The 16,865-nt window shown below is 36.4% G+C and carries 20 protein-coding genes; 13 read left to right on the top strand and 7 right to left on the bottom strand.

The features are described 5' to 3' along the window. Window positions 1–34 precede the first annotated feature (34 nt). The gene (locus BMY14_RS16320; RefSeq protein WP_091834174.1) at window positions 35–376 is read right to left on the bottom strand and encodes a winged helix-turn-helix transcriptional regulator; all 342 of its coding nucleotides are present in this window, start codon (window positions 374–376) and stop codon (window positions 35–37) included. 105 nt (window positions 377–481) lie between these two features. Between BMY14_RS16320 and BMY14_RS16315 the strand changes: the two genes are divergently transcribed. Then, the gene (locus tag BMY14_RS16315) at window positions 482–865 is read left to right on the top strand and encodes a RidA family protein (RefSeq protein ID WP_091834171.1); all 384 of its coding nucleotides are present in this window, start codon (window positions 482–484) and stop codon (window positions 863–865) included. A gap of 547 nt (window positions 866–1,412) precedes the next feature. Beyond that, entirely contained in the window at window positions 1,413–1,568 is a 156-nt protein-coding gene (locus BMY14_RS20675; protein WP_177177633.1) for a hypothetical protein, read from the top strand. Window positions 1,569–1,588: 20 nt separating this feature from the next. Here the strand turns inward: BMY14_RS20675 and BMY14_RS16310 are convergent, their stop codons facing one another. Together BMY14_RS16310 and BMY14_RS16305 are read right to left on the bottom strand one after the other, a co-directional pair. Then, the gene (locus BMY14_RS16310) at window positions 1,589–2,494 is read right to left on the bottom strand and encodes a DUF6179 domain-containing protein (RefSeq protein ID WP_091834168.1); all 906 of its coding nucleotides are present in this window, start codon (window positions 2,492–2,494) and stop codon (window positions 1,589–1,591) included. Further along, entirely contained in the window at window positions 2,491–2,943 is a 453-nt protein-coding gene (locus BMY14_RS16305) for a DUF6323 family protein (protein ID WP_091834165.1), read from the bottom strand. The genes BMY14_RS16310 and BMY14_RS16305 overlap by 4 nt, the downstream gene beginning before the upstream one ends. A 186-nt stretch (window positions 2,944–3,129) precedes the next feature. Between BMY14_RS16305 and BMY14_RS16300 the strand changes: the two genes are divergently transcribed. Continuing rightward, window positions 3,130–3,795, top strand: a complete 666-nt coding sequence (locus BMY14_RS16300; protein ID WP_091834160.1) for a class I SAM-dependent methyltransferase — start codon at window positions 3,130–3,132, stop codon at window positions 3,793–3,795. A gap of 118 nt (window positions 3,796–3,913) precedes the next feature. Here BMY14_RS16300 and BMY14_RS16295 read toward each other — a convergent pair whose 3' ends face one another. After that, a complete protein-coding gene (locus BMY14_RS16295; RefSeq protein ID WP_281246466.1) occupies window positions 3,914–4,228 on the bottom strand; it encodes a winged helix-turn-helix transcriptional regulator in 315 nt (104 codons plus the stop codon). A gap of 233 nt (window positions 4,229–4,461) precedes the next feature. Here BMY14_RS16295 and BMY14_RS16290 point away from each other — a divergent pair, with 233 nt between their 5' ends. Beyond that, window positions 4,462–4,992, top strand: coding sequence for an NAD(P)H-dependent oxidoreductase (locus tag BMY14_RS16290; RefSeq protein WP_091834155.1), 531 nt, complete (start codon window positions 4,462–4,464; stop codon window positions 4,990–4,992). 11 nt (window positions 4,993–5,003) lie between these two features. On the opposite strand, the gene BMY14_RS16285 is transcribed toward BMY14_RS16290, so the two are convergent. Then, entirely contained in the window at window positions 5,004–5,888 is an 885-nt protein-coding gene (locus BMY14_RS16285) for a LysR family transcriptional regulator (protein WP_091834152.1), read from the bottom strand. Between the two features lie 149 nt (window positions 5,889–6,037). Between BMY14_RS16285 and dapA the strand changes: the two genes are divergently transcribed. After that, window positions 6,038–6,901, top strand: coding sequence for a 4-hydroxy-tetrahydrodipicolinate synthase (gene dapA / locus BMY14_RS16280; protein WP_091834148.1), 864 nt, complete (start codon window positions 6,038–6,040; stop codon window positions 6,899–6,901). Between the two features lie 99 nt (window positions 6,902–7,000). Here the strand turns inward: dapA and BMY14_RS16275 are convergent, their stop codons facing one another. After that, window positions 7,001–7,849 carry a helix-turn-helix transcriptional regulator gene (locus BMY14_RS16275; RefSeq protein WP_091834146.1) on the bottom strand — a complete coding sequence of 283 codons (849 nt, stop codon included), beginning with the start codon at window positions 7,847–7,849 and terminating at the stop codon, window positions 7,001–7,003. A gap of 189 nt (window positions 7,850–8,038) precedes the next feature. Between BMY14_RS16275 and BMY14_RS16270 the strand changes: the two genes are divergently transcribed. Further along, window positions 8,039–9,169, top strand: coding sequence for an MFS transporter (locus BMY14_RS16270; protein ID WP_177177632.1), 1,131 nt, complete (start codon window positions 8,039–8,041; stop codon window positions 9,167–9,169). 170 nt (window positions 9,170–9,339) lie between these two features. Further along, window positions 9,340–10,125, top strand: a complete 786-nt coding sequence (gene murI / locus BMY14_RS16265; RefSeq protein ID WP_091834140.1) for a glutamate racemase — start codon at window positions 9,340–9,342, stop codon at window positions 10,123–10,125. A 37-nt stretch (window positions 10,126–10,162) separates the two neighbouring features. Here murI and BMY14_RS16260 read toward each other — a convergent pair whose 3' ends face one another. After that, the gene (locus tag BMY14_RS16260; protein WP_091834138.1) at window positions 10,163–11,116 is read right to left on the bottom strand and encodes a DMT family transporter; all 954 of its coding nucleotides are present in this window, start codon (window positions 11,114–11,116) and stop codon (window positions 10,163–10,165) included. Window positions 11,117–11,233: 117 nt separating this feature from the next. On the opposite strand from BMY14_RS16260, the gene pdxR reads away from it, so the two are divergent. The 6 genes from pdxR to BMY14_RS16230 all read left to right on the top strand — a co-directional run bounded on the left by pdxR (window position 11,234) and on the right by BMY14_RS16230 (window position 16,792). Continuing rightward, the gene (gene pdxR, locus BMY14_RS16255; protein WP_091834135.1) at window positions 11,234–12,616 is read left to right on the top strand and encodes a MocR-like pyridoxine biosynthesis transcription factor PdxR; all 1,383 of its coding nucleotides are present in this window, start codon (window positions 11,234–11,236) and stop codon (window positions 12,614–12,616) included. A 51-nt stretch (window positions 12,617–12,667) separates the two neighbouring features. Next, entirely contained in the window at window positions 12,668–13,000 is a 333-nt protein-coding gene (locus tag BMY14_RS16250; RefSeq protein WP_091834132.1) for a nitrous oxide-stimulated promoter family protein, read from the top strand. Window positions 13,001–13,094: 94 nt separating this feature from the next. After that, window positions 13,095–13,751 (top strand): DNA-3-methyladenine glycosylase family protein, encoded by a 657-nt coding sequence (locus tag BMY14_RS16245; protein WP_091834129.1) that lies wholly within the window; start codon window positions 13,095–13,097, stop codon window positions 13,749–13,751. After that, window positions 13,748–14,296, top strand: coding sequence for a bifunctional transcriptional activator/DNA repair enzyme AdaA (locus tag BMY14_RS16240; RefSeq protein ID WP_091834126.1), 549 nt, complete (start codon window positions 13,748–13,750; stop codon window positions 14,294–14,296). The genes BMY14_RS16245 and BMY14_RS16240 overlap by 4 nt, the downstream gene beginning before the upstream one ends. Continuing rightward, window positions 14,293–15,552 (top strand): methylated-DNA--[protein]-cysteine S-methyltransferase, encoded by a 1,260-nt coding sequence (locus BMY14_RS21225; protein ID WP_091834122.1) that lies wholly within the window; start codon window positions 14,293–14,295, stop codon window positions 15,550–15,552. Before BMY14_RS16240 ends, BMY14_RS21225 begins: the two co-directional genes overlap by 4 nt. Before the next feature lie 214 nt (window positions 15,553–15,766). Next, window positions 15,767–16,792: a ParB N-terminal domain-containing protein gene (locus BMY14_RS16230; RefSeq protein WP_091834119.1), complete on the top strand. Its 1,026-nt coding sequence runs from the start codon at window positions 15,767–15,769 to the stop codon at window positions 16,790–16,792. Window positions 16,793–16,865 lie beyond the last annotated feature (73 nt).

Raw genomic sequence — 16,865 nt, 5'->3', positions numbered from 1 at the left:
GGCAGTCATTAAAAAAATTGCCTGAACGGGCAGCTTATTTATTTTGATTTCTTGCTCCCCATTCGCATAATCCTTCTAAAACAGGCAAGAGCGTTTCTGCTTTAGCTGTTAAACGGTATTCAACTTTAGGAGGAATTTGAGGATACTCTTTTCGTTCTATCAAACCATCTGATTCCAGTTCTTTCAGTTGTGAACTCAATATCTTAAAGGTAATTGAGCCAATTTGTCTTTTTAGTTCATTAAAGCGAATTGGCTGGTTTTCTGCCAAAAGGTATATGATAACCATTTTCCATTTACCGCCAATCACTGACAAGGTGTATCCAAAAGGTGTATCTTGGATATTTTTTACTTGCCCCTTATATGCAGCCATTCCCATAATTTACACTATCCTTTCTAATAGTACCTATCAATAAAGTGCGTACTATTTTTTTGTTTGCTGTCTTGTTATACTAAATTTACTTTAAAGTAAAGGAGAGAGAAAATGACTAATATTAAAACTTATAATCATAATCTTTGGGATCATGGTATTTCCCAAGCCTACAGCGTGAATGGCACGATTTATATTTCAGGGCAATTTTCTCATGATTCGGAAGGCATATTTATTGGCGAAGGTGATATTGAAACGCAAACTCGCCAGACACTTAAAAATCTTGATCATGTTTTAGCGGAGTTTGGCATCACGAAATCCAACCTCGCTTATGTGGAAATTTATCTGGCAGATGCTGGGGATCATTCGGATTCCGCCATTAAGCTGTTCAAGGAATACTTAGGGAAGCACCGCCCCGCGGGAACTCTTATAGGCGTGCCATATTTTGCTTTTTTGTCACAATTAGTTGAAATAAGTGCTGTTGCATATACAGACTGATGTATAAAACAATCTCTATCTGGCTGTCAGGTAGGGATTTGTTTTATATAGGAATATTGAAGGATTCCCTGTTTATGTAGAAGAATTATACTTTAAAACGGTTGAAAACTATCATATAAAAAGTAATTGATGGTCATATGATTATTGCTGAGGCTACTGTTAATGCATGCAAGATGCAGCCGATAGTTTTGGTATTTGAACGAGAAAGTAACGGGATACGTTTGTGCTAAATCGTTCTTTTTTATCCAGCGCTACTTGTAGAAAAGGGTGTACTAATAGCTTTCTTTGGTCTGTTGGATTGGCACCACTTTTTGGTTCTTTCCATAGCTAACTGCCTTTTTAATTAATTGTGGAAAGAACTAAATTTATTTTTACATTTATAACCATTGAAATTAGCATAAATTTATTATATCATTTTTTTTTAGTAGGAGAGCAGAATCGTTTGGATTTTACATTGTAACAACATATAAAAGAGTTATCATTATAAAATTTGAAGAAACATCATGGGGGATATTCGTGTCGAGTATCAATAGCAAGGAGAAGTTATATGGAAAATTTGCTGAATTCAAAACTCAAAGTAAACAAGTTTAAATTTGCAATCTTTATTCTGATGATAGTTTTGTCTCTTATGGACAATGGAGCGGAGGCAGCTACGACCGCTGTAAACGCAAAAGCTGACATAGAATATAAGTTTGCAGCATAATCTGCCCCCTGACGATAGGGTTACCATGACATAAAAATTCCGTTTAGATTTTGTGCATTTAAAGCGACTTTTAGGCGGGGAATCAAAGAGTCGATGGTATGCTGTAAATAGTCTGTTTCGATAGGAGTGGATAATGAAAGTTCGATTGTAAGCTTTTTGGCAGAAGCGGCGGCTAAGTGGTGAAGCTCTGGTGATGAAAGGTGTTGGAAAAGCTGTTGAAGGAGACCTTTTTCTTGGTGGCTGATATTCAAGGTGTTGTTTGTTTGTACGAGCAGTTGGTGTCCCCAGGCATTTATAGCAACTGGCTCATAGAGATTGATAAGTGATGATTCGTAGTTGGGAATATAGACGGATAACAGGCAGTTCAAATCTCTGATCGAGAAACATTGCAGAAAATGATTTTCTATGAGTAGTTGCTGCAGATACTGCAAAATGTATTCGATACCATATAGGGTTTCAGGAACAGGACAGGCTAAAGGATAATCTATTATACAGGGAATCTGATGGGCAAAGAGATATATATCATATTTTTGAAAAAAGATACCGATATTGGTCAGTGTATCTTCGAGAAAATCGTTTTTGATTTTTGGCAGACTTTGCTGGGTTCTTGTATAAAGGCTTTTCGCCTGGGATATCCTGACTTTTGCAAGTGAGCGGGATTCTTTTAAAAGTTCTTTGAAATCCGCATCCAAAAGCTTTTGCCATGGAATATGGCTTTCTCTTTGATAAAGTTGCAGCAAGAAGCAGATTGAAGTGAAAAGTTCCTCTGCTGTTTCGATACGAAGTGAACTGCTATCCCCCATAGTGTAACGCTTGCTTTGGTAGGAAACGAGCTGCCAAAGCTTTATCTGCAGCCGTTCCGTATCCTGCAAGCTCAAATCGTCTACTAATGGATCTATGAATGGAAACAAAGCCGATGTATTCATAGAGACTCTCCTTCGTCTAGTTTATAACCATAGCGGGCATTGCGGCAAAGTTCCTCAAGCGAGGTTTCTGCCAGATATTCCAGTGAGCCTTGCGCTTTACCGTCAAAGGTCTGCTTCATGAAGGTAATAAGTTCATCATCGGAAAGACGGTCATCGGATTCATTCTTGAAATAATAAAAAGTTTCCTGCAATGCAGCAATCGTATCCTCATAATCAAACTGGTAAAGATAAGGTGAACTGCAGAATGCATAAACGAGTTTTTTTAGTACACCTTCGCCAAATTCAATGCGTCCATTTTCCTGCAAAGTTTCAAAGCGTTCATTCACTAGTCTTTGAATCTGCTCTTCGGTCAAAGTAAGACCAAATTTTTCTGTGAATTGATTGCATTTCTGTAATTCCTGTATAGCTGCAAGTTGTTGCAGTTTTATAGTTTCTAAAGCAAACGTCATATTCATCGCCTCCGTATAGTATAGGATAAGCTTATACTAGAAACTATACAAGTCTTGAAATTTTGCGAATTTTGTGGTAATATAATAGTATAAAATTTATAAAATATAACTTGTTTTTATATAGCACAAAAAAGCGAATGCTGACGGAGAGCATTCGCTTTTTAATTTATGAAGAAGGAAGAGACTATGATAAAATCAAAATCATGGAAATGGGAAATTGTCGATGAGAATAATGCGAAATGTTGGAGAAATCCAGCAATCGAAAGCTATTATCTTATTAATCGTTGGAAACAGCAAGACAAGAATAAGTTCTTGGATCTTGGTTGTGGACTTGGCAGACACAGTATACTTTTTGCTGGAAATGGTTTTACTACCTGGGCCTTTGATCTAAGTGCGTATGCTGTTACAAGAACAAAAGAATGGGCAAAGACCGAAGAACTTGCAATCAATTGTACTGTTGGTGATATGCTTCAATTACCTTATGACGATAGTCAGTTTGACTGCATCCTATGCAGAAATGTTATATCACATTCAGATACCGAAGGCGTAAAAAAGATATTGGAGGAAATATTTCGTGTTATGCGACCTCGCGGAGAATGTTATGTAACTCTGGGTTCTAAAAATGCATGGGGATTTCATCAATCTTGGCCGGTTGTGGATGAAAATACAAAAATTCGTGTAGAAAATGGTCCGGAAAATGGCATTCCACATTTTTATGCAGATATAAATTTAATAGAAAAACTATTTAAAAAATTTGAGATCATTTCAGTACAGCATATTAACGAATTTATCAATGATAATGAATTACATTCGGTAGGCTGGCATTGGCATATTTTGTTTTGTAAACATTAACTGGTAAAAATAGTTTTGCTGGTATTTTCCGACACAATAAGAAGAGCTGCTAATAAAAGCGGCTCTTCTTATTGCTTTGCCTTAGAGGAATATGGTAAAGAATCAATTAAGGCTATAATTATAGTTCATTTTCCAATAATTCTACGGCTTCCCCCTTTTCTTGTCGCATTTTAATATTCTTTCTTCCCCAAGAACACATTACATCGATGATTTTATTCGCGGTAACTCCATATTCAGTTATATAATATTCAACTTTGGGTGGCATTTCATTATATGCGTGCCGACCTACAATGCCATCCCTTTCAAGTTCACGGAGTTGCTGTATGAGAACCTTCTGTGAGATAGCTGGGATAAGACGTTGCAATTCGCCCGTTCTTTTAGTCCCCGTTATAAGTAGACATACAATAAGGGCTTTCCATTTTCCACCGAGTATTTCGAGTGTTGCCTCGATACCTAAATTATATTGCTTAATAGTATCATCTCCTATGCATTGAAAATTATAAATTTTAAATGATAATGCTAGTATGACATATATTTACTTTCAAGTCTAATACATACTTATAGGTAAGCTTTTTACTGACTTTATGGTGCGTATTTACTAATAGTGGGTTGTATATGATAATGGAGTTATCATATGAAAGCAGTTTGAAAGGAAGATGATTTACCATGAAATCACTTATAATTTTAGCGCATCCCTGCATTAAAGATTCAAGAGTAAACAAAAGGTGGAAACAGGAGCTCATTCAACATCCAAGTGAAATTGTGATTCACGAGCTTTATAAAGAATATCCAAACATGGATATTGATGTTAAACGCGAACAAAAACTCTTAGAGACTTACGATCATATTATTCTCCAGTTTCCGTTGTATTGGTATAGCTATCCACCTTTACTAAAAAAATGGTTCGATGAGGTTTTTACTCATGGCTGGGCTTATGGTTCAAAGGGTAATAAACTAAAAGGGAAAAAAATCGGCATAGCAATGTCGATAGGGGATAAAAAAGAAAATTACACATGTACAGGGTCGGTTTCATTTACAATAGATGAATTAATTACGCCATTTAAAGCTAGTACAATACATGTTGGAGCAATTGCATTACCATATTTCGCTGTTTTTGGTTCATCTTTTCAGGCAAGCGATGCAGAAATCAACCAGAGCGCTGATCATTATATTGATTATATAGTTAAGCATAAGTAATCCAGAAACTTTTATTCCAACGTAGAATGCGAAGAACAGTCGTTTAAAAATAGTTTTATAGCGTTAGCGGATGTCTTGTTTTTTCTGGTGGCAATTTGAGTGAACATGTCCGTTTTTTGTCCGATTAATTTTAGGGGGTGCAGTTTGTTTGCTGTGATTTGGTTTAATACAGAAATTTCAGGTAAAAAGGTAACTCCCTGACAGGTGTGGATTAATTCAAGGATTGCGGAAATACTGTTGATCTCTACAATTTTTCGTGGGGTGATATGGTTTTTTTTGATATAGCGAATAAATAAATCATGATAACTGCAGCCTTTTTCTGTCAGAATTATATCAAGTTGATGGAAATCAGCAGGTGTAAGTTCTTCCTTTTTTGCGAGAGGATGCTCTGGGGAAACCAAGACACTCAGTGATTCTTGCGAAAAGACTTGTATGGAAAATTCGGGATCAATAATTTTGGGTGCGAGAACAATCGCAATGTCTACTTTTCCCTGGCGCAGTTGATTGAGATTATCCGTGCAGTTGCCGTAATTTATAACTAAATTGATATTGGGATGGGTAGCCGGATAAGCATGAAAGAGATCTTTTAGGCGAGTTCGACTCAAAGATTCAATGGTGGCAATTGATAAAGTTTCTGGTGATGAAATGCCTGGTTTTATCAATTGTGAGGCTAGACTGACAATTTGTTCGGCAAGCGGTAATACACGGTTACCTTCGGTTGTGAGCTGTACGCCTTTGCCCGTTTGTCGATAAAATAGTTTAACCCCCAATTCTTTTTCGAGGGTGTTGATGTGAGCGGAAACACTCGATTGTACATAACCCAATTTTTCGGCTGTTTTAGTAAAACTCTTTGAGTTTGCAATCTCAATAAAAGAGGTCAAATGCTGAATATCCATAGAAAACTACTCCCATCTAATTTTTCGATCATAGTCATTCGTATTTTTCGTTGTACATATGTTCTTGTATGCCGTACGATAAAAATGTATATTATAGTTGATTATAGCAAAATTATCGAGAAAATAAAATTTAATGGAGGTGGAAGATTTTGATTGAAGGTGTTTGGCTGCCAATAATTACTCCGTTTCTTAACGATCATGTAGATTTTCCAGCACTAAAAAAAATGGTGGAGCATTATATTGATAAAGGAATTTATGGATTTATGCCATTGGCAACAACGGGAGAAATTCCGACGATTGATGAACTTGAATATGAAGAAATCATTGCTCAGATTGTTGAATATGTGAATGGACGCGTACCGATTTTTGTTGGTTGCGGCGGAAATGATACTAGACGTTTGGTAAAGCAACTAAAAATCGTCGAAAAGTATAAGGTGAATGGAATTCTCTCGGTGTGTCCATTTTATAATCGTCCTTCTCAAGAAGGTATTTATGAACATTTTCGAAAGATTTCAGAGGCAACGGACTTAGATATCGTCTTATATAATATTCCGTATCGCACGGGAATCAATATGGAAAATGAGACAATTTATCGTTTGGCAGAACTAAAAAATATAATAGGCTTAAAGGATTCTTGTGGAGATACAAAACAATCCATGCAGTTACTGCTAAATAGACCGGAGAATTTTTCAGTACTTACCGGAGAAGATTGCTTTTTTTATAATTCCTTAGCACTTGGTGGAAATGGGGGAATCATGGCATCGGCCCATATAGAGACGGAAAAATTTATTGCGCTGTATGCGGCGATGAAAAATAATGATCATCATGCGGCGATGAAGAAGTGGCATGATGTAGTCGATTTAATTTCATTGTTGTTTACGGAATCTAATCCAATGCCAATCAAATATGTATTATATAGAGCGGGGCTTATTCATTCAGATGAAGCAAGGCTGCCTTTAATTCCAATATCAGCTCAATTAAAGAAAAAGCTTGATCAAGTTGTTGGGCGATAATATTTAATTTTGTAGATTTATTCTTATTGTGAATTTTTGAATGCCGTTACCAAATGACATAGTGTCAAGGTAACGGCATTTTTAATGCTTATAAGGTTATTATTTCTTATGTTGTAATTCATAATTATTTATTAAATTCTTTATTTTATCAGAGGATTCTTCATCGGTAGGCAGATGTATTGTAATTAGCAAATTAGGATTATCACACCATCGGAAAGATAAATATCCCAAATGTAAAGTTCCCGCAATTGGATGGTGCAATAACTTATCACCATCTGGTGACTCCTGTATATTGTATAAGTCCCACCAGCTTTTAAAGTCTTTATCCAATATGAGATCATTTAACATAGATTCCCACCATGGATCTTTATATAAGCGGCTATAGCTGGCTCTGAACTGTGCAACTCTTTTTTTTGCGTGTGCCCCCCAGTCGTCTAATATATTTTTCATATATTGGGAGTGGAACGCTCGCCAAATAGAGTTGCGATAAAAACGATTCATCTTATTGTAATCTCCAAAGACTACACATGCTGCGTTATTCCATGCGATAATATCCCATTTTAAGTTTGTAATATAGGAAGGGCTTGTTCCTTGCTTATCTAAAAAAGTTTGAAGTGATGGGGTTATTGTATCTTTTTGGGGGACTGTATCCACTGGAACTGTTTGTTGTGACAGTAAGAATAAATAGGTTCGTTCATTCGTATCTAAATGAAAAACATCAGCTATATTATCTAAAACTCTAGAGGATACATGGATATCTCGACCTTGTTCTAAGCGGGTATACCAATCTACGCTAACATCAATTAATAATGAAACTTCTTCGCGTCGAAGACCAGTGGTTCTTCTGCTTTTGCTATGAAATCCATAGCTTTCAGGTATTAAGTTTTTACGCCTTGTTTTAAGAAATACGCCGAGATTTTTTCTTCGCCTATCTTCGTGGATTTTCATATGACTCTCCCTGCTTAAACCTAGGAGAAATAATCCTAGGTTTATAAGTTATCTTGTTCTTTCTATACTAATATTATAAAATAGCAGAGTCAACTTGATTGCACATTAGCGTAGCAAAATAGTGCAATTAAAAATGAATTTATCGTTGAAAGGTTTGGTATAATAATGCGTCTTATTTATTTGATGTCTATGATATGTGCATTTTGTGTAGCCAATATCTATTATAGTCAGCCAATATTAATGATTTTAGCGAAATCTTTTGGCGTTACACAAGCGCAAATCGGAAATATTCCTACGATAGTTCAATTATCATATGCTGTAGGGTTGCTCTTTTTAGTTCCACTCGGGGACAAAGTCAATAGAAAAAGATTATTGCAAATCTTGCTTTTTATTAATCTAATTGCATCTTTTATAATAGCAATATCGGAGTCTTTTTTATTATTAGAAGTACTAAATTTTTTTATTGGAATAACATCCATCGGTGCACAAATTATAATTCCAGCTGCACCATCCTATGTGGACAAGAAAAATCGAGGTAAGGCAATTGGTATTTTACTTTCTGGATTAGTAACAGGAATTTTAGTAGCACGGTTGCTTTCTGGATATATCGGTGAAATTTGGGGGTGGCGTGCAGTCTTTTTTGTGGCTTCGTTTATAGATATAGGTAGTATCTTATTTATATCTTTTAATTTTCCTGCGAATAAAGGAAATCATCAATTGAATTATAAAATGTTAATAAAATCTACATGTTCTTTATTTCTACATGAAAAAGAATTGAGACGTTCTTGTTTGAGTGGTTTTCTTATTTTTGGTGCGTATAGTGCACTATGGGGATCGGTGGCATATTTGACAAGCTCAACGCCATTTTTTCTTACAAGTTATGAAGTGGGATTGCTTGGATTAAGTGGAATCGCAGGAATAATTGTTGCTCCTTATATTGGGCGCATGGCTGATATTTATACTCCGGGCTTTGTTGTTGCAGTGGGGGGAGTGATTTCTTTGCTGGGTTTTTGTGTAATGTATTTTTCTGTATGGAGTATAATGATTGTATTGACGTTTATGATATTATTGGATGTTTCTGCCAGACATAGTGTTATCGGGAATCAGCTTAGAGTTTTTTCTTTAAATGAAAGTGCGAGAGGTAGATTAAATACTGCTTTTATGACAGCTTATTTTTTAGGAGGTGCATTAGGAACCAAAGCTGGTAGTATTTTAGGTGAGCTATATGGTTGGGGTGGATTAGTTCTATTAGGAAGTATAGCCTCAGTTGTTACAATTATCTTAAATAGAAAAGATTTTTTATCAATGTATAAAAAATGAGATAGACTATTTGCTGATTCCTGTGTTGATTATATTTTTTATTGAAACAGCTTATGGCATTGACGAAATTTGAAAATGCGATACAATAGAATATGCAAAAAGACGAGTGATTTTAAGTTTTTTTACAAATTTCTAATTTTTTATAGATGAATAGTATGGGGGAAGAATCAATGCAAATTGCAGTTTTTGATTCAGGACTGGGCGGTATGACGGTTCTGCATGATTTAATGAAAAGAATGCCGGATGAAGACTATATTTACTATGCGGATACGGCGCACGTTCCTTATGGGCCAAAGCCAAAAGAAGATGTAAGAAAATATATTTTTGAATCCATGGACTTTATTGTTCAACAAGGCGTTAAAGCGATTGTCATTGCATGTAATACGGCAACGAGTGTAGCCGTTCAGAGTTTGCGCGAAAAATATAAAGATTTGCCCATTATTGGAATGGAACCAGCTGTAAAACCAGCACTGGAGAAGAAGTCGCAACCAGGGCGTCGTGTTTTTGTAACGGCTACTGCGTTGACGCTACGGGAAGAAAAGTTGCATAACCTTATAGCAAAACTTGACGGTGAAAATATAGTAGATCTTCTGCCTTTGCCCGGATTAGTAGAGCTGGCAGAAAAATTCTCTTTTGAGGAAAAGATGGTTCGTCCGTATTTGGAAGAAGTCTTTGCACCGTATCATCTTTCAGATTATGATGCTATCGTTCTAGGTTGTACGCATTTTCCATTTTTCAAAGATACTTTCAGAAAAATACTGCCACCGGAAATGGCAATTATTGACGGGAATATTGGTACAATAAAAAACCTACAGCACCAGTTGAAGAAAAGAAATGCCCTAGGCGGAGGCAGCGGACAGGTTGTATATTATAATTCATCGATTCGATTGGAAGATGGGGATATGTTAGAACAATATAAAGGCTTATTGAAAAGACTGGATAGTCTCGAAATATAAAAACAACGCAGCGAGTGTGAAAACCGCTGCGTTGTTTTTATATTGCCTCTTTTGATTCGGAGCTTATTTTAATATTTGAAGATTCTTTTGTGAAACCAATTAAGACCATACTTGTTATCAGTAGTATACAACCAATCCATTGTTGCATAGTGGTCTGTTCCTTTAAAATTAAAACGGATAAAACTAATGCAGTAAAAGGAATCATGCCGGAAAAGGCAGCTGCAGTCGCAAGTGTACAATGCTTAATTCCCGCATACCAAAAAATATATGCGAGTGCAGTTACGAAGACACCATACCAAATAAGTGCAAACCATTCTGTCTGGTCTGCCTGTGCAAGAAGCGCAAGTGGCTGTTCAAGACTGGCCGGGAGCAGACAAAGAACGATTGCAATGAGACTAACCAGTATAGTCTGAATTATGGGGGACAGTGTAGTGCTTGACCCAGCTTTTTTTGTGGTAATGGCAATCTTAGAGCAAGTGTTAAATAGAGATTCACAAGTCGCAGAACAGATGACGAATAGGTTCCCGACAAGATGTGCCATAGAAAAATGATCTGTGGCTGTAAAGATATTTTGGATTAATAAAATTCCGGCAACAGTACAAAAAATACCAAATAGTTTAATGGACGTTATTTTTTCTTTTAAGAGAACTCTTGAAAGAATTACTGTAATCGCGGGAGTTGCTCCGGTTAAAATACCAGCTTCTGCAGAACTTGTATGAAGTAGTCCAAACAATAAAAACATACGATATAAAAAAACACCACATACGGACTGAAAGAATAAATAAATCCAATCTTTGCCTGTTAAATGGAAAAGACTCTCTATGGTTTTCCATCGGGTGAGAGGTAATAAAAATAATATGGCAAAAAGCAGACTGACACACGTTATAGTATACGGACCTAATTTTCCGGTAACATATCGCGCTGCAACTACAGAAGTACCAGCCAATGTAAATGCCCCTAATAAAAACAACATTCCTTTTATTTGCTGCATAGTGTATCCTCCTAAAAATGTGATCATTTCAATCTGATATGCTATAATTATATTTGATTAACTGGTATGGATAAAGTTCCAGTATAACCAATAATATACCAGTCCAGTGGAGGATTTATGTATAGCATTCAAGTACAGCGGAAAAGTGCGATTCCGATAAAACGACAAATTTATCAAAAAATACGCGATCAGATTTTTACAGGAGTTCTTACCGCAGGCGTGGCATTGCCTTCTACGAGAGAACTAGCTGAACAAATAAAAGTATCGCGTAATACGGTATGTGAGGCTTACGAGATGCTCATTGCGGAAGGGTTTGTTCTGCATCGTCAAGGAGCACCGACCCGTATAGCAGAAGGACTGCAGCTTGAAACAGCTTTAGAAAAAAAGATTGAGATTAAAGTCAGAAAAAAACCTCATTATATCGTTGATTTTCAAACCGGACGTCCAGATTTGAAGCGTTTTCCTCAATACCTTTGGCAGCAAATGATGCATAAAACTACTGCAACATTGCAATTGGACGATTTCGGTTACAGCAATCCCCAGGGGCTGATTACGCTGCGCAGCGAGATTTCTGCATGGCTGCTTCGTAGTAAGGGATTAAGTGTGCAGGAACAGGATATTTTTATTAGTTCAGGTGCTACTCAGGCGTTGCACCTGATTAGCAATCTTCTTGGCGGGCATGGAAATAAAATTGCGATAGAAGATCCATGTAATCAGGGTGTTTTGAAAACAATTCTAAATACAGGATGCAGCATCGAGCCTATTCCTGTTGATGAGCACGGAATTCAAACAGAGTTGCTGAATAAAACCAAGGTTCGAGCAGTATACACGACGCCGTCCCATCAATTCCCTTTAGGTGGGATTTTACCAGCTGTTCGCCGAGCGGCGTTGGTTCGATATGCTAAAGCCAATGAAGCTTATTTGGTAGAAGATGATTATGACAGTGAGTTTCGTTATTTGGGAGATCCGATAGCGCCACTTTACGCCATGGCACCAAATAAGGTGATCTATATAGGCACGTTCAGTAAAACATTATTTCCAGCAATTCGGATTGGTTATGTGATTTTACCGCAGGAGCTGCAAGCGGACTGGTGTGAACTTCGTTTACACACGGATGTTCAAAATACGCCCTTTGAGCAAGCTGCTTTGGCAGAATTTCTTCGTACAAGAAAATTTGATCGACATATTCGATCTATGAAAAAATTGTATGGGGAGCGAAGAACGGTATTATTAGAAGCCTTGAAATTCCATTTTGCTGATACTTGGAGAAGTTGGGGCGATGCTGCGGGTCTGCATCTTGCCATAGAATTTCAAAAGGGGAATTTTGATTCGGATTTTTTTGGACGTTGCAAGAGGAATGGTCTTAAAATCACTTCAGTCGACTATCATGGAATTCAAAAAGGTCGGCATTTAAATAAACTCTTGTTAGGATATGGACATTTAGAACCTGAAGAAATTCAAAAAGGGATAGGGATTTTGCATTCTGTAATGAAAAAATAATACAAAATGTAGTATAAATTATTAGCGTTTAGCTGAAGAGGAGTGTGCGATTTGACGGGGAAAAGAATTTTGCGTGAAAAAAAGACTGCTGAAAAAATGACTGCGATTTATTGCAAGGCGAATCATAAGATAGATAGCGGATTGTGCAGCGAATGTAAAAATTTGTTAAACTATGTACAGAAGCGGCTGGAACATTGTTTCTTTGGTGAACATAAACCGGTATGTGGTAAATGTCCAATTCATTGCTATCAAAAAGAGATGCGAGAAAAAATAACTACTGTGATGCGGTATGCGGGACCTCGCATGATATATAAGCATCCGGTGTTAGCAATCGATCATATTATTCGATCATTGAAGAAAGTGCCAGTTCTAAAAAAACGATGAAAAGAAAGTACACTTTTTTCGAATTGAATATCCAAAATTGAGAAGAAAATCACCGGACACTTATGCTATAATTGCAGCAGTGGGGGTGATTTTTTTGCATTTTGAATATGGCAGTGAGGCCATGGAATTCTTAAAAAGTCGTGACGATCTGCTAGGAGAAGCGATTGATCAGATCGGGCATATTTATCGGACGGTCGACAGCGATCTATTTTCATCGGTAATTCATCACATTATCGGACAACAGATCTCTACTCAGGCGCAGGCGACGATTTGGCAAAGGCTGAATGACAGACTTGAAAATATAAATCCAGATACAATCTGTTCTATTGAATCAAACGAACTTCAAAAAATTGGCATGACATTCAAAAAAACCGAATACATCAAAGACTTTGCACAAAAAATAAAAAATAAGGAATTTGATATTGATGCACTGGTCAATCAGCCCGATGCAGTGGTTGTCAAAGAACTTTCATCCCTAAAGGGGATTGGTATTTGGACTGCGGAAATGATTATGACCTTCTGTATGCAGCGATCTAATATTGTGAGCTATGGAGACCTTGCAATTCATCGAGGCATGCGGATGCTGTATCATCATAGAAGTATCGACAGAAAAAAGTTTGAGAAATATGCAAGGCGGTATTCACCCTACGGAACGGTAGCAAGCCTGTATCTTTGGGCAATTGCGGGAGGCGCGATTGATGGAATGCGAGACTATGCACCGAAAAAGAAACGTGATGTGGTAAAAAAATGACACAGGAAGAAATGTGGAAAGCAGTATATGAAAACGATGGCTCCTATGATGGGATTTTCTTCTATGCGGTTCAATCCACAGGAATTTATTGCCGTCCTTCCTGTAAATCTAAAATACCGAAACGAGAAAATGTATATTTTTTTGCTGCTGCAGAAGAGGCGAGACGCGCGGGTTTTCGTCCCTGTAAGCGTTGTAGAAGCGACCTTTTGGACTATCAACCAATCAAAGAAATCGCGGAAAAGGCAAAACGTCTTCTTGATGATTCTTTTCGCAAAAGCTGTGATCTGAATCAGAAACTGCGGCAGTTGGGCGTATCCTCACATCGTATGGTTGAAATCTTTCAAGAGGAATATGGTATTACATTGTCCGAATATGTGAGTAAGTTGCGTCTGACAGAAGCAAAACGGCTGCTTTCAGATACCGATGGCAGGATTATCGACATCGCGTATTCTGTAGGTTTTGCTGGATTGTCATCTTTTTATCGCTTTTTTAAAACCGGAACAGGAGTTTCTCCTGCTGCATACAGGAAGGAGTATCGAAAATGATACGGTACGCATTTTATAATTTTAAACTTGGAATTCTAAAAATCGGCTATACTGATACGGTTGTTGTTTCATTGGACCGAGTCGAGCAGGTTGACACGGACAATGAACCTTCAACGCTCACCAATCTGGTTTTTAAACAGATTAGTGAATATCTCCACGGACAACGCCAAAAATTTGACTTTCCCTATGAGCTTTACGGTACGGAATTTCAGAAAAAAGTGTGGGAGGCTCTTCGTCAGATTCCATACGGAGAAACTCGCACATACAAGGACATTGCGACGGTAGTTGGCAACCCGAAAGCCAGTCGTGCGGTGGGAATGGCAAATCATAAAAATCCTTTGATGATCGTGGTTCCGTGCCATAGGGTTATTGGAACGGGCGGAAAGCTGGTCGGCTATGCAGGTGGTTTAGACATGAAAAAAGCGTTGCTGGAACTTGAGCACAAGAAATATAAACACACAATCCTAAAGGGGGAAATTAAAGCAGAAATTTCCTCCTTTGTGAAAAACTATGAAGCGAAAGCAGAAATATCAACAAAATGGGGGATGCCGTTGGTTGGATTTGCTGATGCAAAACATCCTTTTATCCTAAATCTTAAAAACATAATAGGTCCTAATCACGAACTGCCAACAGATGTATTAAAAGATGCTTCTATTGTCATTGCCTATTACATCCCCTTTACGAAAGAACTTGCTAAAACAAATAGTTCGAAGCATAGATTAGCATCATCTCAGTGGGCTTTAGCCTACGAAGAGACAAATGCCATGTTTAAATATTTAAACCAACATATAATAGAATATTTAAATTCAAAAGGTTATAATGCCGCTGTTTCTAAGGAATCTGCAACATTTAGTACAGAAAAACTTATAAGCAATTGGTCACACCGGCATTTTGCTTATATAGCAGGGCTTGGAACATTTGGTATAAATAATATGTTGATTACCAAATGTGGCTGCTGCGGTCGTTTTTTCACGATCGTAACTAACTTGGATATAGTGCCAGACAGCCCCCTGGTAAATGAATTATGTTTATATAAAAAAAATGGAAGCTGTAAAATTTGCCTGAAAAATTGCCCTGCCGGTGCACTTACTGAATTACGATATAATCGTGCGAAATGTTATTCTCTGTTAAAAGAAAATGCTGCTGTTTACACAGAATTTGGTGATTCTTATTTTGATGAAACGTTAACGAAAACAAATAGTAAGGGAAGTGAAGTATGCGGAAAGTGTATTACTTCTTCCCCTTGTGCTTTTTAATACCCAAAATTCTATAAGAAAAAAGTTTTACACTGCCAGTAACCCTTTGAAATGGGCTGCTGGCAGTTTTTATTTTCTAAAATGATTGTGGTTTAACTAAAATCGTTATATAATAAGAATAATTAAAAAACGTATACTTAGTATACGGAAAAATAATATATATTTGTAAATGAAAATAAATTGAGTATATAAAAAATAAAAGGAGATTTTTAAAATGAAAAACATTAAAGCAACAAAAATTAGAATGGATTTAATTGATCCAGATGTTATCGAGGAAATCAACATACGAGAAGATCAAAAAGAAAAATCAAAAGAAGAATATAAGGCTGATATCGAAAATATAAAACATACTATTAAGCCGGTAGGACACTTGCAGCCAATCTTAATTAGAGAATTGACCGTTGCAGAAAGAGGAAAATCCACTAAAAAAACCGCGATATATGGTATTATCAACGGAAATACACGTTATGCAACGAATCCTAAAAAAGATATTTTTGCTACTATTGTAGAAGTGAATGATATGAATGATGATCAAAAAAAACTTGCATTGATTGCAAATTTTGCAAAGTCTGAAATGACTACAGAAGATAAAGCAGCAATCATATATCATGAACAAGAAAGACTGAAAAATTTATCAAAAGAAAGTATAATGGCTGGCAATAAAAAAATAAGTGCATCTCTTGAAACATTGGCACGTACTTTTGGTATTAGTAAAGCGTATGCTCAAAAACTTGTGAATATTTATAAGAGAAACATGAAATTAGCAGCAGATAATAACGCTGCTAATTTAGAACCTGAAATTATTGATTTTGATCATCAATATAAATCAATAATGATGGACATCCAAAATAGTATGAAAATTATTATAGAAGATACGGATGCAAATAAAACTTTAGATAGTATTCAAAAAGCAAAAAAGTTAACGAAAAAAATTATGGAATATCTTAAATATATAGAAAAAAATAAACCGGAAATAAAAGCAGCTAAAAACAGAAGAGCGGAAATTGTAAAAGCCTTAAAAGATATTGACAATAAAAATAAAAAGACTGAAAAAATAGACTTAAAAATAGAAAAGCTTAAGGGGAAAATCGATTCTGAAACAAAATATAAAGTAAAAAATGATTTAGAAAAAAAGATATCCGAAAAACAGAAAGAATACAATCATTTAAAAAATGAGCTTGAAAAATTAAAACAGATAATAGATCCAGCAGATCAAGGTACTAGACAAAAAGCAGAATAAGAATGTAAAGGTTAGATCCCTCAATTATTAAGTTCCTGAATCAAAAGAGGAAGGCAAGACGCCAAATTGATTT

This window comes from Propionispira arboris, assembly GCF_900109225.1.
In the GTDB taxonomy this organism is placed as follows: Bacteria; Bacillota; Negativicutes; order Selenomonadales; family Selenomonadaceae; genus Propionispira; species Propionispira arboris.
Note: the sequence above shows the minus strand (reverse complement) of the source record. Positions and strands in the feature narration are given on the sequence as shown.